The 16417-nt window shown below is 68.1% G+C and carries 15 protein-coding genes and 1 pseudogene; 6 read left to right on the top strand and 10 right to left on the bottom strand.

The annotated features are described in order from the left end of the window. Positions 1-10: 10 nt before the first annotated feature. From KB201_RS18690 to KB201_RS18680, 3 genes are read right to left on the bottom strand one after another with little or no spacing between them, the layout of a single operon-like run. A complete protein-coding gene (locus KB201_RS18690) occupies positions 11-844 on the bottom strand; it encodes a CoA transferase subunit A (RefSeq protein WP_078112735.1) in 834 nt (277 codons plus the stop codon). Beyond that, positions 841-1608, bottom strand: a complete 768-nt coding sequence (gene pcaD, locus KB201_RS18685; RefSeq protein ID WP_078112736.1) for a 3-oxoadipate enol-lactonase — start codon at positions 1606-1608, stop codon at positions 841-843. The genes KB201_RS18690 and pcaD overlap by 4 nt, the downstream gene beginning before the upstream one ends. Continuing rightward, positions 1605-2843 carry an acetyl-CoA C-acetyltransferase gene (locus KB201_RS18680; protein ID WP_078112737.1) on the bottom strand — a complete coding sequence of 413 codons (1239 nt, stop codon included), beginning with the start codon at positions 2841-2843 and terminating at the stop codon, positions 1605-1607. The genes pcaD and KB201_RS18680 overlap by 4 nt, the downstream gene beginning before the upstream one ends. 91 nt (positions 2844-2934) lie before the next feature. On the opposite strand from KB201_RS18680, the gene KB201_RS18675 reads away from it, so the two are divergent. Next, positions 2935-3822 carry a LysR substrate-binding domain-containing protein gene (locus KB201_RS18675; protein WP_078112738.1) on the top strand — a complete coding sequence of 296 codons (888 nt, stop codon included), beginning with the start codon at positions 2935-2937 and terminating at the stop codon, positions 3820-3822. A gap of 89 nt (positions 3823-3911) precedes the next feature. On the opposite strand, the gene KB201_RS18670 is transcribed toward KB201_RS18675, so the two are convergent. Both KB201_RS18670 and KB201_RS18665 read right to left on the bottom strand, forming a co-directional pair. Continuing rightward, complete coding sequence (locus KB201_RS18670; protein ID WP_058249749.1) at positions 3912-4688, bottom strand: enoyl-CoA hydratase; 777 nt, start codon at positions 4686-4688, stop codon at positions 3912-3914. Between the two features lie 70 nt (positions 4689-4758). Next, positions 4759-5820 carry an enoyl-CoA hydratase/isomerase family protein gene (locus KB201_RS18665; RefSeq protein WP_078112739.1) on the bottom strand — a complete coding sequence of 354 codons (1062 nt, stop codon included), beginning with the start codon at positions 5818-5820 and terminating at the stop codon, positions 4759-4761. A gap of 88 nt (positions 5821-5908) precedes the next feature. Here KB201_RS18665 and KB201_RS18660 point away from each other — a divergent pair, with 88 nt between their 5' ends. After that, positions 5909-6781: a siderophore-interacting protein gene (locus KB201_RS18660; protein ID WP_058249747.1), complete on the top strand. Its 873-nt coding sequence runs from the start codon at positions 5909-5911 to the stop codon at positions 6779-6781. Here the strand turns inward: KB201_RS18660 and KB201_RS18655 are convergent. Continuing rightward, a pseudogene (locus KB201_RS18655) lies at positions 6778-7601 on the bottom strand (SDR family oxidoreductase). The gene KB201_RS18660 and the pseudogene KB201_RS18655 overlap by 4 nt on opposite strands. 41 nt (positions 7602-7642) lie before the next feature. Next, entirely contained in the window at positions 7643-8134 is a 492-nt protein-coding gene (locus KB201_RS18650) for a MarR family winged helix-turn-helix transcriptional regulator (protein WP_065632565.1), read from the bottom strand. Positions 8135-8227: 93 nt separating this feature from the next. On the opposite strand from KB201_RS18650, the gene KB201_RS18645 reads away from it, so the two are divergent. Continuing rightward, positions 8228-9709, top strand: a complete 1482-nt coding sequence (locus KB201_RS18645; RefSeq protein WP_078112740.1) for an MFS transporter — start codon at positions 8228-8230, stop codon at positions 9707-9709. 342 nt (positions 9710-10051) lie between these two features. Here KB201_RS18645 and KB201_RS18640 read toward each other — a convergent pair whose 3' ends face one another. Next, on the bottom strand, positions 10052-10807 hold the full coding sequence (locus KB201_RS18640; RefSeq protein WP_211540085.1) for a GntR family transcriptional regulator: 756 nt from the start codon (positions 10805-10807) through the stop codon (positions 10052-10054). Positions 10808-10842: 35 nt separating this feature from the next. Continuing rightward, on the bottom strand, positions 10843-11994 hold the full coding sequence (locus tag KB201_RS18635) for an acyl-CoA dehydrogenase family protein (protein ID WP_065632513.1): 1152 nt from the start codon (positions 11992-11994) through the stop codon (positions 10843-10845). Positions 11995-12110: 116 nt separating this feature from the next. On the opposite strand from KB201_RS18635, the gene KB201_RS18630 reads away from it, so the two are divergent. The 3 genes from KB201_RS18630 to KB201_RS18620 are packed head-to-tail and all read left to right on the top strand — an operon-like array spanning position 12111 to position 15166. Next, complete coding sequence (locus tag KB201_RS18630) at positions 12111-12983, top strand: CoA ester lyase (protein WP_065632512.1); 873 nt, start codon at positions 12111-12113, stop codon at positions 12981-12983. Continuing rightward, positions 12980-13984, top strand: coding sequence for a MaoC family dehydratase (locus KB201_RS18625; RefSeq protein ID WP_065632511.1), 1005 nt, complete (start codon positions 12980-12982; stop codon positions 13982-13984). Before KB201_RS18630 ends, KB201_RS18625 begins: the two co-directional genes overlap by 4 nt. 42 nt (positions 13985-14026) lie before the next feature. Continuing rightward, entirely contained in the window at positions 14027-15166 is a 1140-nt protein-coding gene (locus KB201_RS18620; protein ID WP_065632510.1) for a CoA transferase, read from the top strand. A gap of 210 nt (positions 15167-15376) precedes the next feature. On the opposite strand, the gene thpD is transcribed toward KB201_RS18620, so the two are convergent. Beyond that, positions 15377-16312 (bottom strand): ectoine hydroxylase, encoded by a 936-nt coding sequence (gene thpD, locus KB201_RS18615; protein WP_065632509.1) that lies wholly within the window; start codon positions 16310-16312, stop codon positions 15377-15379. Positions 16313-16417 lie beyond the last annotated feature (105 nt).

Here is a 16417-nt window from a genome sequence, read left to right as displayed (position 1 = left end):
GTCGGCACTCCTAGGCTGACGGCGATGCGGTGGGACGTTCACGGACGGTGCGCTTCTCGATCCCCTTGCGCGCGACCTGCTCCGGGGCGAGTTCGACGATCCGCTGCACGAAGATGCCGGGCAGGTGGATCTCGTCGGGTCCGAGCTCGCCGACCTCGACCACCTTCTCCGCCTCGACGATGGTGATGCGCCCGGCCATCGCCGCCGGCGGATTGAAATTGCGTGCGGCAGCATGAAATCTGCAGTTGCCATCCGTGTCGACGACCGCGGCCCGGATGAGTGCGTAGTCGGTGACGATCGACTCCTCGAGGACCATCTCCCGACCGTGAAAGGTCCGCACCTCCTTGGGCGGCGACGCCTCCGCGATGGTGCCGTCGGAGTGGTAGCGCCAGGGCAGTCCGCCTTCGGCGACAAGCGTGCCGACACCGGTGGGGGTGAAGAACCCCCCGATCCCGCTACCGCCGGCGCGCATGCGTTCGGCGAGGGTGCCCTGAGGGGTGAGTTCGACGGTGACCTCGCCGGACAGGAACTGGCGGCCGAACTCCTTGTTCTCACCGATGTAGGACGCGACGACCCGATCGATGCGCCGGGCCTCCAGCAGCAGACCCAGACCCGCACCGTCGGCTCCGCAGTTGTTGGAGACGATGGTCAGGTTCGCCGCCCCCTGCTCGAGGAGCGCGTCGATCAGGAAGCCGGGGATGCCGGCCAGCCCGAAGCCGCCGACCGCGATGCTCGCACCGTCGGGGATGTCGGCGACCGCCTCGGCGGCCGACGCCGCGAGTTTGGTCGGGCCGCCGGGCCGGCCGACGACCGTCGCCGTGGCGGCACTGTCGCGAGTGCTCATTGCTGCTCCAGATGTTCGATGAGTGCGGGAGTGATGGTGTCGGCTTGTTCCGCGTTGGCCAGGTGGGCCGAGTCCGGGACCACCAGCAGGCGGCCGTTCGGCACGGCATCGACGATGTCGCGCAACAGATCCGGCGGTGTCGCCGGGTCATCGGCACCGGCGATCGCCAGTGTGGGCGCGATGATCGACGACAGGTCGGATCGCTGATCCATGGCGGCGATCGCCTCGCAGCAGGCCGCGTATCCCTCGGCAGGAGTGGCGGCGACCATGGCCTCGAACTGCTGTCGGGCTTCGGTGTTCGCGGCGAGGTAGCCAGGAGTGAACCACCGCTGGACCACGGCCGCGGCGACCGCCGAGGTGCCGTCGGCGCGCACGAGTGCGGCACGGTCCGTCCAGCCCTGCGCCGGTGGCAGATACGCCGCCGTGCACAGCAGGGCCAGCCGATCCACTCGTTCGGGATTGCGTGCGGCGACGCGCATCATGGTCATCCCGCCGAGCGACAGCCCGACGAGGTGTGCTCGTTCGAGGTCGAAGCGGTCCAGCAGCGCGATGACGTCATCGGCCAACTCATCGATCGAGTACGGCCCCGGTGGCACCGGCGAATCGCCGTGCCCCCGGGTGTCATAGCGCACCACGCGGAATCGCTCTTCGAGCGCGGCGACCTGCGAATCCCACATCCGATGCGTCGAACCCAGCGAGTTGGACAGTACGACCGCCGGTCCGTCGGGACGTCCGGTGACGACGGCGTGCACCTGCGCGCTCATCGGGTCGCCTCGAAGATAGCGGCGAGTCCCTGTCCGCCGCCGATGCACATCGTCTCCAGGACGAATCGGGCGTCACGCCGGCGCGCTTCGTAGGCCGCGGTGGCGAGGATGCGGGCGCCGGTGGCTCCGATGGGATGACCCAGCGAGATCCCGGACCCGTTGGGGTTCAGTCGTTCATCGGTCGGGTCGACCTTCCACTCCGCCAGGCAGGCGAGCACCTGGGCGGCGAAGGCTTCGTTGAGTTCGATGAGGTCGATCTCGTCGAGCGTGAGGTCGGCGCGGTCGAGGGCGGCGGCGGTGGCCCCGACCGGGCCGATGCCCATGACCTCGGGCTCGCAACCGGTGACGGCCCACGAACGCAGGGCGAGAAGGGGTTCCAGTCCGCGGCGCTCCGCCTCGGCGCGTGTGGTGACCACAGCCATGGCCGCACCGTCGTTCTGGCCCGAGGCGTTTCCGGCCGTGACCGTCGACTCGCCGTCGATCTTGAGCCTGATGGGACGCAGCGCTGCAAGCGATTTCGCAGTAGCGTCCGCTCGCGGGTGCTCATCGCGGTCGACAACGGTGTCCGTACGGCCGCGTCGGCCCGGGATGGTGACGGGCACCAACTCGCTGGTGAAGCGGCCGCTGTCGTGCGCCGCGATCGCCCGTTCGTGGGATCGGGCCGCGAACTCGTCCTGCTCGGTCCGCGAGATGCCGTACCGCGCACGGAGATTCTCGGCGGTCTCGATCATCCCGCCCGGAACCGGGTGTGACTCGCCGCCCGCGGTCAGACGCCCGCGGTCGAGGCGATCGCGGAGTTCCACGCCACCCTGCTTGATCCCCGACCGAAGACCCAGCGCGTAGTGCTCGACGGTCGACATCGACTCGGCGCCACCGGCGACGACGAGGCGCGCACCGCCGGTCGCGACCATCGACGCCCCGGTCAGGATCGCCTGCAACCCGGAACCGCAGCGACGGTCGATCTGCATTCCGGGTACGCCGACTCCGAGACCGGCGTCCAGAGCCGCGATGCGACCGAGCGCCGGCGACTCACCGTTGGCATAGCCCTGCCCGAGGATCACGTCGTCGACATCACCCTCCTCGAGTCCGGTGCGCCGGACGAGTTCGCGAAGGAGGTCGGTGGCCAGTCGGGTGACGGGCACGGTCGACAGCGCCCCACCCATGCGCCCGACCGGGGTACGCAGTGGCGAACAGACAACGATGTCGGTACCCGCGTCCGTGGTGAGAGATGCCATGAGTCCACCCTAGGAAGCAACAGCGATATGCAGAAGTATCCATATCCCGGCATTTGATATGGAGCAGATATCAACGCTCTAGACTGACTCCATGGAACTGCGACACCTGCGCTACTTCCGCGCCGTCGCCGAGGAGCTGCACTTCGGCCGGGCCGCCGAGCGGCTCCACATGGCCCAGCCACCGCTGTCTCAGCAGATCCGCCAGCTGGAGGACGAGCTCGGTGTCGCACTGCTGGCCCGGTCGACGCGTCGTGTCGAGCTGACCCCGGCAGGTGCGGATTACCTGCAGCGAGCCGTCGCGATCCTGGACTCGGTCGACGCCGCTGCACGACAGGCGCAACGGATCGCCGACGGGCGGCAGGGCAACCTCGCGATCGGGTGCGTGGGTTCGGCCACCTACTCGCTGTTGCCCGCGCTCGTGCGCGCACTGAGCGACGAACTGCCCGATGTGGACGTCCACGTTCGCGGCGAGATGCTGGCACCGGCCCAGATCGCCGCGCTCGAGTCCGGGGACATCGACCTTGCCTTACTGCGCATGCCCATCAACACCACCGGACTGCGGGTCGAGTCGATCCGCAGCGACCGCCTCATCGTCGCTCTGCCCCACGATCATCCGCTCGCCCACGGCGCATCGGATACGCCCGTCGACCTCGCCCTTCTGCGCGGCGACGACTTCATCGTGCACGCGGGCAGCGGGAAGTCGGTCATGCACGGGGTCCTGTCGGCGGCCGCCGGATGCGCGGGATTCGTCCCGCGCGTCCGGCACGAGGTCGAGGAGACGTCGACGCTGGTGACACTCGTCGCCGCGGGGGTGGGGGTCGCCCTGGTCCCTGAACCCACCTCAGCGCTCGGTATACCCGGCGTCGTCTACCGCCCGCTCGACACCGACGACGAGGTCGAACTGGCCGTCGCGTTCCCCGACGGGCCCCAGTCCCCGCTCGTCGACCGGGTCCTGGCGGTGTTGCGCACACTCTCCTGAACGCCGCAAACCCACCCCTTTTCGGTATATCCACCCACCAAACAGGGGGTGGAAACACCGAAAAGAGGTGGGTTTGCGAATGTCTCGGATCAGCGGTGTGTGAAGTTCGGGTCCCGCTTCTCGACGAAGGCGGCCATGCCCTCGGTCTGGTCGTCGGTCGCGAACGTGGAGTAGAACAGCGCGCGCTCGGCGCGGACACCCTCGACGAGGCTCGACTCGAACGCGCGATTGACCGCGTCCTTGGCGGCGGCGGACGCGATCAGCGACTTCGAGGCGATGACCTCGGCGACCTCGATGGCGGCGGCGCGGCAGTCCTCCTTGGGAACGACGCGCGAGACGAGGCCGAGGCGTTCGGCCTCGTCGACCTTCATCTGGCGGCCGGTCAGCACCATGTCCATCGCCTTGGCCTTGCCCACGGCGCGGGTGAGACGCTGCGAGCCGCCGATCCCGGGGATGACGCCGAGGTTGATCTCGGGCTGACCGAAGACGGCGTTGTCGCCGGCGATGATGGTGTCGCACAGCATCGCGAGCTCGCAGCCGCCGCCGAGGGCGTAGCCGGTGACGGCGGCGATGATCGGCGTGCGCGCCCGCGACAGCTCATCCCAGGCACCGAAGAACTGCTCGTTGACCACGTCCGCGTAGGACTTCGACGACATCTCCTTGATGTCGGCACCCGCGGCAAACGCCTTTTCCGAGCCGGTGATCACGATGGCGCCGATCCCCTGGTCGACGTCGAACTCCCGGACGGCACCGACCACTTCGTTCATCAGCTCGGTGTTGAGGGCGTTCAGTGCCTTGGGGCGGTTGAGGGTGATGATGCCCACCCGGCCGCTGGTCTCGACGATGATGGTCTGGTGTTCGGTCACGGTCAGTCCTCTTTCGGTTCGGTGACGGGCGGGATGTTACGGGCTGACTCCCACCCGGGGAAGGTCTCGGTCAGACGGTCGGGAACGTGAGGTCGTCGGGCAGTGGCGCGAAGAAGGCGTCGACGGCGTCCCCGGAGAACGTGGCCCACTTCGGATCGCGGTCCTTGTCGATGACCTGGGCGCGGATGCCCTCGGCCATGTCGGGATGCAGCAGGCAACGCACCGACACGCGATACTCGCGCACCAGGGTGTCCTCCAGGGTCGCGTCGCCGGCTGCCTCGCGCAGCGAACGCAGGGTGACGGCCAGTGCAGTCGGGCTCTTCGCCTCGATCGCGTCGGCGGTCTTGTCCGCGAAGGGCGAACCCACCGCGCGGCATCGTTCGACGATCTCCGAGACCGAATCGGCCGCAAACGCTTCCGCGATCCATCCGCGATGTTCGGCGAGTTCGGAAGCCGGCGCGTCGACGGCGTGCGCGGACAGTGCCGCCTCGATTCCCGACTCGCCGATCACGGCGAGGAACGCCGGCAGCGACTCCGACGGGACGAAGTGATCGGCCAAGCCCATCGCGATGGCGTCGGCGCCGCGCAGGTGACCGGCGGTGAGGCCGGCGTAGGTTCCGAGCCCGTCCGGAACGCGCGAAAGCAGATGCGTACCACCGACATCGGGCACGAAGCCGATACCCACCTCGGGCATCGCGAGTTTCGTACGGTCGGTGACGATGCGGATGTCGCCGTGCGCGGAGACCCCGACACCGCCGCCCATCACGATGCCGTCCATGATCGCGACATACGGCTTGGGATAGCCCGAGATCAGCGCGTTCAGACGGTATTCGTCGAACCAGAACCTCGCCGACGGCGACTGCTCGGCGTCACGATCGGTCGACTCGGGATTACCGCTCAACGCGGACGCGTCGCGATGGATGGCGACGATGTCGCCACCGGCGCAGAGGCCCCGCTCACCGGCGCCGGAGAGAACGACGGCCTCGACCGCGTCATCGGCGGCCCAGGCCGCGAGGTGCTCGGCCATTGAGCCGACCATCTCGTGATCGATCGCGTTGATGGACTTCGGACGGTTCAGGATCAGCGACCGCGCCGACCCGTTCTCCTCCGTCAAGACCGATGGTTCCGACACGGGCGAACTCCTCTCCACACCGACAGTTCTTCGATGGTTGCATATCCTAGTAACTGGGGTCCAGCCCGACTCAGGTTAGGGTTACCTCATGGGCTATTCCAGAGCACGCGTTGCCGACGTCGCCGACCTGACGCCCAACCTGCGTCGCATCGTCTTCGACGTGAACGATCTGCCAGGACTCGGCTTACCCGGCGGCGCCGACGAAGCCGTGGGCATCTACTTCCCACACGACCCCGAGCGTGTCACACCGGATATGGAATGTCGCGACGGCACGTGGGCCTATTACGACACCGACCCCGCACCCGACGGCCGCAACTACTCGATCCGCTCGGTCGACCACTCCGCCGGCACCATGGTCGTCGACTTCGTCATCCATGCCGCCGGCCCTGCAACGCTGTGGGCCCAGCGCGCCGAAGCGGGGCACGACGTGGTGATGACGCACGCGCGGTGCTGGTACGCACCACCCGCCGGCGTCGAACGCCTGATCCTCGCCGCCGATCTGGCCGGACTCCCCGCCCTGGCCCGAATCCTCGACGAACTGCCGTCGACCGACGGTGTCACCGCCGTGGTCGAGGTGCCCGCCCCGACCGAACTGGCCTATCTGCCCGAGCGCGACGTCGAGCTGATCACGCTGGTCGGCGGCAACTCCCGCACGCCGAGCCGTCTCGCGGACACGGTCTGCGGACTCACCCTGCCGACCTCGGGCGCATACTGTTGGTTCGCCGGCGAGGCGGCGGAGTCGCGTGCGATCCGCAAGCACCTGCGCGGCAATCTTCGCTGGGACCGCCGGTCGTACGACGTCATCGGCTATTGGCGTGTCGACGCCGAGCGATGGACGCAGGCCTATGTGGAGCGGGGCGCGGAACTGTTCGCCGTCTATCGCCAGGCGCTCGACGACGGCAAGAGCGAGAAGCAGGCGTCGGAAGAGTTCGACGAGGCGCTCGAGCGGGCCGGCCTCTAGTACTCGGCGACCATGCCCTGTCGGGGGCACGATACATCGTCCATAGGAACCGGGGTATCGCCCGCGGGGGCAGCGGCGACGGCCAGTCCCGTCCCCGCATGCGGGCGTCGGTTCCACCGTCGACGGTGACGACCGCGCCGGCCATGAAGTCCGCCGCCGGTGACAGCATCAGCATGACCCAGGCGGCGAGCTGGTCAGGAGTTCCGTACTCGCGCACCGGAACCGGAAACGACTTCACGTGCCCGGCCTGCGGACCGTCGAGTTGCGACTGCAACAGCGGCGTCATGACCGGCCCGGGAGCGAGGACGTTGACCCGGATGCCCTCACCGGCCCATTCGGTCGCCTTCCGTGCAGGCGGCGCCACTGCGTGACCGCGATCTTCGACGACGCGTACGCCACCGGGCCCGTGACGCCGCGCCGGCGTCGGATCACCTGGACGGCCCCCTCGGGGTCGCCATCCAGCAGGCGTCGGATGGCGGATTTGGGGACCAGCGGCGTGACCGTCGTCGAATTCGAACCGAAGACAACCACTTTCGCCTTCGCCCCAGCGGCCAGCGCCGGACGCCAGGCGGTCAGCAGTTCGGTCACCCCGAACACGTTGACCTCGACGATCATCCGCTCCCGTCCCGGCCGCGGGGCCCATGCCCGCGGCCAGCACGGCCCCGTCGAGTTGCCCGCCGGATCGGGCGAGGACCTCGTCGGCCGCGCGGCGTCGGCCCTCGGGTGTCGACAGATCGGCGACGACGTCGGCATCGCGCTGATCGACCCCGATCACGGTGTGACCGTCCGCGCGCAAGGCGGCGGCCACCGACGCACCCATCCCCGACGCCGAGCCCGTCACCACGTATGTGCCGGCCGAGGTCACGCCAATCCCCTTTTCCCGCGGTCGGATTCATCGGCCGCACCGTGCCGGTGCTGGGTCCGCTCGTAGGCGTCGTTGAAGGCACGCAGCTCGTGGAGCAGGGCCTGCGGCGAGCCCGGGGCCAGATCGGCGAAGACCTGCTCGAGCCGTTCGGCACGCAGCAGGCCGTCGCGCCGGAACGCCTCTCGCCCGGCCTCGGTCGGGCGGATCATCTTCGACAGCGAGTCCTCGACCTCGAACCGCTCGACGTAGCCGTGTTTGATGGCTGCGTTGACCTGCCGGTTGACCGTCGACTGCTCGAGCTGGAGGTCGGCGGTCAGCTCCCGCAACGTCCGCGGCCGACCGTCGGAGAGAATCCAGAGGATCGCGAAGGCCGAGCGTTCCAGGCCGACGGCGGGATGCACCAGGCTGCGACGTCGCGACATCCGCAGCAACTCCTGCGCCAGGTCACGATGCACCGGCGACTGCCAGGGCGCATGGTCCTCCGACATCTCTCCTCCATCTGTCGACATGGACAACCTACTGTCCGATTTGCTTGTGTACATTACATATGTATGCTGCATACCTCGAAGGAGGTCTCCCCCATGAGCCAAGTACGAGGTTCCGCGCCCGAGCTGACCGACGACGCGTCCGACGCGGTCGAGAAGGCACCCGCCGGCGCGATCGGCAGCGTCGTGGTGTTGTGTTTCGGCGGCCTGGTCGCCTCGCTGATGCAGACGCTGATCATCCCGATCCAGCCCGACCTGCCCCGTCTGCTCGGGACATCGATCGGCAACGCATCGTGGATCATCACCGCGACCCTGCTCGCCGCCGCCGTGGCCATGCCGATCGCCGGACGCCTCGGCGACATGTTCGGCAAGCAGCGGGTCCTCCTGGTGAGTGCGGTACTGCTCACCCTCGGTTCGCTGATCTGCGCGCTGGGCGACTCGCTCATCCCGCTGATCATCGGACGCGGCGTGCAGGGTCTGGCCATGGGATTCATCCCCGTCGGCATGAGCCTCATCCGCGAGATCACCCCGCCCCGGATCACCTCGATGGCCGTCGCCGCAATGAGTGCCACGCTCGGCGTCGGCGGTGCGATCGGCCTACCGCTGGCGGCCTGGATCGTGCAGACCTGGGATTGGCACGCCCTGTTCTACGTGGCAGCCGGTCTCGGCGTCCTCGTCACGGTCGCAGTCCTCGTCCTGGTCCCGCGCGTGAACGACGCCGCGGGCGGACGCATCGACGTCTCCGGAGCGATCGGGTTGGCCGTGGGACTGTCCGCCTTCCTCATCGCCGTCTCGAAGGCGAACGACTGGGGTTGGACGTCCGGCGCCACACTCGGACTCGGTATCGGCGGAATCCTGGTGTTGATCGGATGGGGATTCTTCGAACTGCGCCAGCGTGAGCCGCTCGTCGACCTGCGCACCACCGCACGGCCCGCCGTCCTGCTGACCAACATCGCCGCCGCGGCGATCGGCTTCGGCATGATGGCCCAGTCCATCGTGCTGCCGATGCTGCTGCGCCTCCCGGAGGCCACCGGTTATGGTCTGGGACAGTCGCTTCTGGCCGCGGGCCTGTGGATGGCGCCTGGCGGACTGATGATGATGATCTTCGCGCCCATCTCGGGCATCCTCATCAACCGGATCGGCGCCAAGATCACCCTGGCGATCGGCGCCGCCATCCTGGGATGCGGCTACCTGCTCGCCTTCTTCCTCATGGACGCGGCCTGGAAGCTGATGCTGGCCTCGATCGTGTGTGCCATCGGTGTGGGGGTCGGCTACGCGGCGATGCCGACCCTGATCATGGGATCGGTGCCGGCCACCGAAGCCGGTGCCGCCGTGGGACTCAACGGACTCATGCGTTCGCTGGGCACCACCGTCGCCTCCGCCGTGATGGCACTGATCCTGGCCAGTGCCACGATCTCGCTCGGCGGCACCGAGGTGCCCGACCAGTCGACGTTCACCTGGTGCTTCCTCGTCGCCGCGGCCGCCGCCTTCGTCGGCATGGCGATCACACTGACCATCCCCTCGCGTCGCGGATCGTCGAATGTGCCGGAGGAGCAACCCCTCCCGGCTCGGGGCTGACAGGGGTACCGCTTCGTTAGAGGGCGCGTGCCCACTACTCCTCGAAGTGCGAGCGAAGCGAGCCAACAACTGCTCCCTGAGGTGCGAGCGAAGCGAGCCACCAACTGCTCCCTGAGGTGCGAGCGAAGCGAGCCACCAACTGCTCCCTGAGGAGGCCGGAGCTTGCGGAGGCCGTCACGAAGGGTCCTGGTGAGATACGTCGCCAAGCCCTTCGTGGCTCGTCGCTTGCGCTCCTCGCACCTCAGGGAGCAATGGCTATGTCGTTCTTTCGGATAGGGAGCAGGGGGTCGCGCTCCTCAGGGAGCAGGGGGTCGCGCTCGCCAGGGAGCAGAGGGCGCCGGCTCACTCCGGCCGCGGGTCGGCGGTGCGACGGAGCGTCACCCGATACGTGTAGTGCTCGGGAAGGAAGTGGCTGACCGCGAGTTCGACTGCCCGGCCGCGTGAATCGGTGTACAACCGGTCCACCCGGAGCACCGTGTGCCCCACCGGGCATCCGAGCCGGGCGGCGGTCTCGGCATCGGCGACGGTGGCGGTGATCGACTGCGCACACTCCTCGATCGGGTGCACCAGGTGAGGTTCCAGCAGGCCGATCATCGTGTGGTCACTGCGCGCTCCGGCCTCGACCTCGGGGGCGTCGATCACCAGGCGTGCGACCGACTCCGGCCACCACACGGTGGTCACGACGAAAGGGACACCGTCGTGGAATCGCTGGAAGACGATGCGGTACACCACGTCGGTGTCCAGTCGCAGGCGACCCGCTGCCTCGAGATCCACGCGGCGCGAGGGTGATTCGAGCACCTGCATCTCGGTGTCCGTCGACAGGTTCATGAGGTCCTCGATCGAACCCAGCTGGCGCAGGTACTGACCCGCGGTCTCGGTCGCGAACGTTCCCCGGCCGGGCACGCGGTACACCGAGCCCTCGCTCACCAATTCGAGGAACGCGCGGCGGACGGTCTGCCGGCTGAGCCCGTACTCCTGGGAGAGCTCGGATTCGGTCGGCAGCCGCACACCGCCGGCGTATCTGCCCGCGACGATGTGCTCGCGCAGTTCCGCGGCCAACGTCTTGTACGCAGGTGCGGACTGCTCGGACTCGCGCATGAAACCCACTCTCCCGCCGGACGACGGCGTGCCGCTCAGATCCCGCCGCGCGACACGAGTTGTGCCGCAATGACATTGCGTTGGATCTCGTTGGTGCCCTCGCCGACGATCATCAGGGGCGCGTCCCGGAAGTATCGCTCGACGTCGAACTCGGTGGAGTACCCGTAACCACCGTGGATGCGGACGGCGTTCAGGGCGATTTCCATCGCCACCTCGGAGGCGTAGAGCTTGGCCATCCCCGCCTCCATGTCGCAGCGCTCACCCCGGTCGTACTGTTCGGCCGCGTGCCAGGTCAGCTGGCGCGCTGCGGTGAGCTTGGTCGCCATGTCGGCGAGATAGTTGCCGATCGACTGATGCTTCCAGATCGGCTGTCCGAAGGATTCCCGCTGCTGCGCGTAGGCGAGCGAGTCCTCGAGTGCCGCGGTCGCGACGCCCAGCGCTCGGCAGGCGACCTGGATTCGACCGGTCTCCAAGCCCTTCATCATCTGACCGAATCCCTTGCCGGGCACCTCGCCCAGGATCGCCGTCTGCGGGATGCGGTAACCGTCGAAGGACAGCTCGCAGCTCTCGACACCCTTGTAGCCGAGCTTGGGCAGGTCGCGTGACACGGTCAGCCCGGGTCCGTGTTCGACGAGCACGATCGAGATGCCCTTGTGGCGCGGCTGCGCGCCGGGATCGGTCTTGCACATCAGCGCGATCAGCCCGGAACGCCGGGCGTTGCTGATCCAGGTCTTCGCACCGTTGATGACCAGCTCGTCGCCATCGGTCTTCGCCACGGTCGACATCGCCTGCAGATCCGACCCGCCGCCCGGTTCGGTGAGCGCCATGGTGGCGCGCAGTTCACCGGTCGCCATCCGCGGCAGGTACTCGAGCTTCTGCTCGTCGGTGCCGAACAGCGTCAACAACTTCGCGACAACCGTGTGCCCACCCATCGCGCCGGCCAGACTCATCCAGCCGCGCGCGAGTTCCTGGGTGACCTGCGCATAGCACGGCATCGACACCGGCGAACCGCCGAACTCCTCGGGCACCGCCAGCCCGTAGATGCCGATCTGCTTCATCTGCTCGATCCACTTCTCGGGATATTCGTTGGCATGCTCGACCTCCTGGACCGACGGCTTCACCTCGCGGTCGACGAAGGACCGCACAGTGTCGACCAGGAATGCCTCTTCGGCGGAAAGTGAGCTCATGACGGTGCCCCTACGATCTACGGCGGATTTGTACGGCCATTTTGTCGATCCCCGTCGGACCTGTCAACACTTCCCAAAGCTCGGCGCGGTCTGATACAACCGGAACCGCATCACATATGGCCGCACATTTGATCTCGACCCCTGGAGCAACCGTGCAGAGAAGACGAGCCGTCCTGGTCGCGCCCGCCTCCGACGACCGCAAGGCCCGCAAGGCGCTGGCTTCGATCGCCGATGAGGTCGTGCTCGACCTCGAGGACGCGGTGACCCCGGCGAACAAGGACTCCGCACGCGCAGCGGCCGCCGACCTGGTCGCCGAGTTCGGCGCCGACCGCGCGATCTCGTTGCGCATCAACGCGATCGACACGCCTTGGGCCGGCGCCGATCTCGCCGCCTGCGCCCAGATGCCGAACCTGACGTCGGTGGTGCTGCCGAAGGCCGACTCGCCCGCCGACCTCCGGTCGGCCGACGAGCAGCTCGGCCGAGCGTCGGTCCGCCTGCAGGCGTTGCTCGAATCACCGCGCGGCATCCGTGACGCCGGCGCCATCTGCGCGGCCACAAACCGGCTCGATGCCGTCCTCATCGGTTACGCCGATCTCGCCGCATCATTGGGACGCAGCCCCGACCTGCCGATGCGGACGTGGCACGTCGTCCAGGACTCGGTGTTGCTCGCCGCGCGCGCGGCCGGCGTGGACGTCATCGACGGACCGCATCTGACGATCGCCGACGACGACACCTTCCGCGACGCCAAGCGCTGGGTCCGCGACCTCGGCTTCGACGGCACCTGGGTGATCCATCCGGCTCAACTGCAGTCCGCCATCGACATCTTCACCCCGGACGCCGCCGCCGTGGAGGACGCACGACGGGTGCTCGACGCACTCGAGCAGGCAGCCGCCGCGGGTGCCGGTGCGGCCGAGCTCGACGGCCGAATGCTCGACGAGGCGCTCGCCGTCTCCGCGCGGCGCGTCCTCGCCAAGGCTGCGTCCGAATGAGCGCGTCCGAGCCGGTCGCCGTGGGCGGCCCGTTCTTCGACGAACTGTCCCATGGACAGTTGTTCGACGACGCGCCGTCGCTCACGTTGACATCCGGTCTCGCCGCGACGCACCAAGCGATTCTCGGTGACCGCCTTCGACTCTCGCTCGACGCCCATCTCTCGGATCGCGTGGTGGGTGGCGTCCTCGCCCATCCCGGCCTGGTCACCGACGTCGCGATCGGTCAATCCACGCTGGCCACCCACCACGTGAAGGCGAACCTCTTCTACCGCGGCCTGCGGTTCCTGAGCCACCCCCGGATCGGCGACACGTTGACGACCGTCACCGAAGTGGTCGGGCTGCGCGAAAACACACCGAAGCCAGGACGTGCGCCGACCGGGCTCGCCGCGCTCCACATGGTCACCACCGATCAGACCGGCGTCACCGTCCTCGACTTCTACCGGTGCGCGATGCTGCCGTTGTCACCCGACGCCGATCCCGGGCGGACCGTGCACGCTGACGACCTGAGCACCATCGGACCGGGAGACGATGCGCAACCGTTCATCCCCGAATGGGACCTCGACACCTATCGCGAATCCGCACGCGGACAACATTTCTCATCCGAGTTTGCCGGACGCGCCTTCTCCTCCAGCGCCGACGTGGTGTCCAGCGCACCCGAACTCGCCCGGCTCTCGCTGAACATCGCAGCCACCCACCACGACGAGCGGGTGGCCGGTGCGGCCGCCGGCGGTCGGCTGGTCTACGGCGGGCACACCATCGGACTGGCCCTCGCGCAGGCGAACCGGGCGCTGCCGAACCTGGTGACGGTGACCGGCTGGGATTCGTGCGACCACACCGGACCGGTGCACGAGGGCGACACCCTCAGTTCGACGATCCTCGTCGAGGAGGCGACGCCGCTCGCCGCCGGCGGCGTCCTGCGCCTGCGCTCCACCGTCGTCGCACACGGCGACGACTCCGATCGCGAGGTCCTCGACTGGCGTTTCCGCGTCCTGATGGCCTGATCGTCTGCCGAATCCCCCATTCCACTCCAGGAGTTTCCGCGCATGAGCTCGCATCCCCGTCCGCTCGAAGGCCTCCGCGTCGTGGAGGTGTCGAGCTTCGTCGCCTCACCCCTGTGCGGCCTGACCCTGTCGCAGCTCGGCGCCGAGGTGATCCGGGTCGACCCAATCGGCGGGGCCGCCGACATCAACCGCTGGCCGGTCACCGATGACGGCAACTCGATCTACTGGACCGGGCTCAACCGCGGCAAGAAGTCCGTCACCGTCGACTTCCGTGACCCCCAGGGACAGCGAATGATCCAGGATCTTGTCATCGACAGCGGGCCGGGCGGCGGAATCCTGGTCACCAACGCGGGCGGACGGTCGTGGATGAGTCACGAGACGCTGTCGGCGCGGCGCTCCGACGTCATCACCCTGGAACTGCTCGGCCGGACCGACGGCACTCCCGGAGTCGACTACACAGTCAACGCGGCACTCGGATTCCCGTCGATCACCGGCCCCACCGACTACGCCGGCGTCGTCAATCACGTACTGCCGGCGTGGGATGTCGCGTGCGGCCTCTATGCCGCACTGGCGATCACGGCCGCCGTCCGGCGCCGCGACCAGAACGGGATGGGGGCGCAGATCACCCTGCCCCTGGAGGACACCGCTCTCGCCATCGCCGGGACGCTCGGCTATCTCACCGAACCGCAGCTGAGTGGCGACACCCGACCGGCCACCGGGAACGACGTATACGGCACCTACGGAACCGATTTCGTCACCGCGGATGACTCTCGCTTCATGCTCGTCGCCCTGACCCCGCGGCATTTCCGCGGGCTGGTCGAGATGACCGGGACCGGCGAGGCGGTCGCGGCCGTCGAACGGGCGCTGGGAGCGGACTTCGTCAGGGAGGACGACCGGTACATTCACCGCGGTGTCCTCACACCGCTGTTCGCGGCGTGGTTCGCGCGACACACGTCTGTCGAGGTCGAGGCCGCGCTGGCGCAGACCTCCGTGCTCTGGGAGCGTTACCGGACTTTTGACGAGGTCGTCGAATCAGGTGTTCTGCAGCGCAATCCGCTCTTCACCGAGCTGGAGCAGCCCGGCATCGGCACCTACCTGGCCGCCGGCCTGCCGGCCATTTTCGACGGTGAGCACTACTTCGCCGGGCCGGCCCCGGACCTGGGCTCGTCGACGGGGTTCTGAAGGTCGTTCACCTGTGACCCCTCCGCTCCCTGAGCTGAGGAGCGAGCTTGCGAGCGTCACGAAGGGTCTGGCGAGACACGTTACGGGACCCTTCGTGACGCGCCCTCCGCAAGCTCCGGGCGCTCCTCAGGGAGCAGGGGGCAGGTCGTTCTCTCGGGTTAAGGAGCAGGGCCGTGCCGCTCGCACCTCAGGGAGCAGGGGACGACGAACTCACCTGTGCGCCAGATGATCCGGGCGTGGCTCGGTCCCGCCGAACGGCGCCTGGAGGGCGTTCGATTTCGCGTTGAAGACGACGAACAGATTGCTGCGCGGGAAGGGCGTGATGTTCCCGCCGGACGCGTGCATGCAGTTCGAGTCGAAATACAGTGCGGACCCGGCGGGGCCGGTGATCGTGTCGATGCCCAGTTCGTCGGCGAGGCTCGCGACATCCTCCTCCTCCGGTGTCCCGAATGGCGGCCGATACGACGTCAGCGATTCCCGGTGGTAGTCATCAGGTGTCTCGCCCACGCAGCTGACGAACCGGCGGTGTGATCCCGGGATGATCATCAGCGGACCGTTGGTGGTGTGGTTCGGCGTCAAGGCCAGCGAGACGCTCAGCGCACGTGGGGCGGGCATGCCGTCCTCGGCGTGCCACGTCTCGAAGTCCGAGTGCCAGTAGAACGGACCGCCCGCGAACCCGGGTTTCAGGTTGATGCGGCTCTGGTGGATCGTGACGTCGTCGTCGAGGATCTGCCGGGCCACCCCGGCAATCGTTTCACGCGAACATATCTCGGCGATGACGTCACTGAGCTGATGCACCGCGAACAGCGATCGCACCTGCCCGCTCGATGATTCGCGGATCACCCGATCGTCGTCGCCGAGCCGCTCGGTGATGGACTCCACCTCGCGTAGGCAGTCGGCGATGTCGGCGTCCGAGAGAATGTTTGTCTCCGTGTGGTATCCGCGATCGGCATAGTGCCGGAGTTCGGGCGCGGACAGCGGGCCCGGGTTTCCCATGCTCCCCCACACGGTGTTGTGTGGGCGCGGTTCGATCTGGCTGCGCTGCGCGAGCCGGGTGCGGTAGACGTCGACGGGTGTGCTCGTCGACTGCGCGCCGGGCGAGACATCGGCGGCTTCTGGAGTTCTGGCTGCTGTGTGAGTTACCACGATCGCAACGATCCTTTCCCTCATCCGGCGGGCCGCTCGCGGAGCAGTTCTGCCCCGGCGGCAGGCAAGGTGATTGTGTTGTGCGCGACCGTCGCACGACGACGC

This window comes from Gordonia sp. SCSIO 19800, from assembly GCF_018132775.1.
Lineage (GTDB): Bacteria > Actinomycetota > Actinomycetes > Mycobacteriales > Mycobacteriaceae > Gordonia > Gordonia hongkongensis.
The sequence above is the reverse complement of the archived record's forward strand: the minus strand, read 5'-3'. Positions and strand labels throughout refer to the sequence as shown.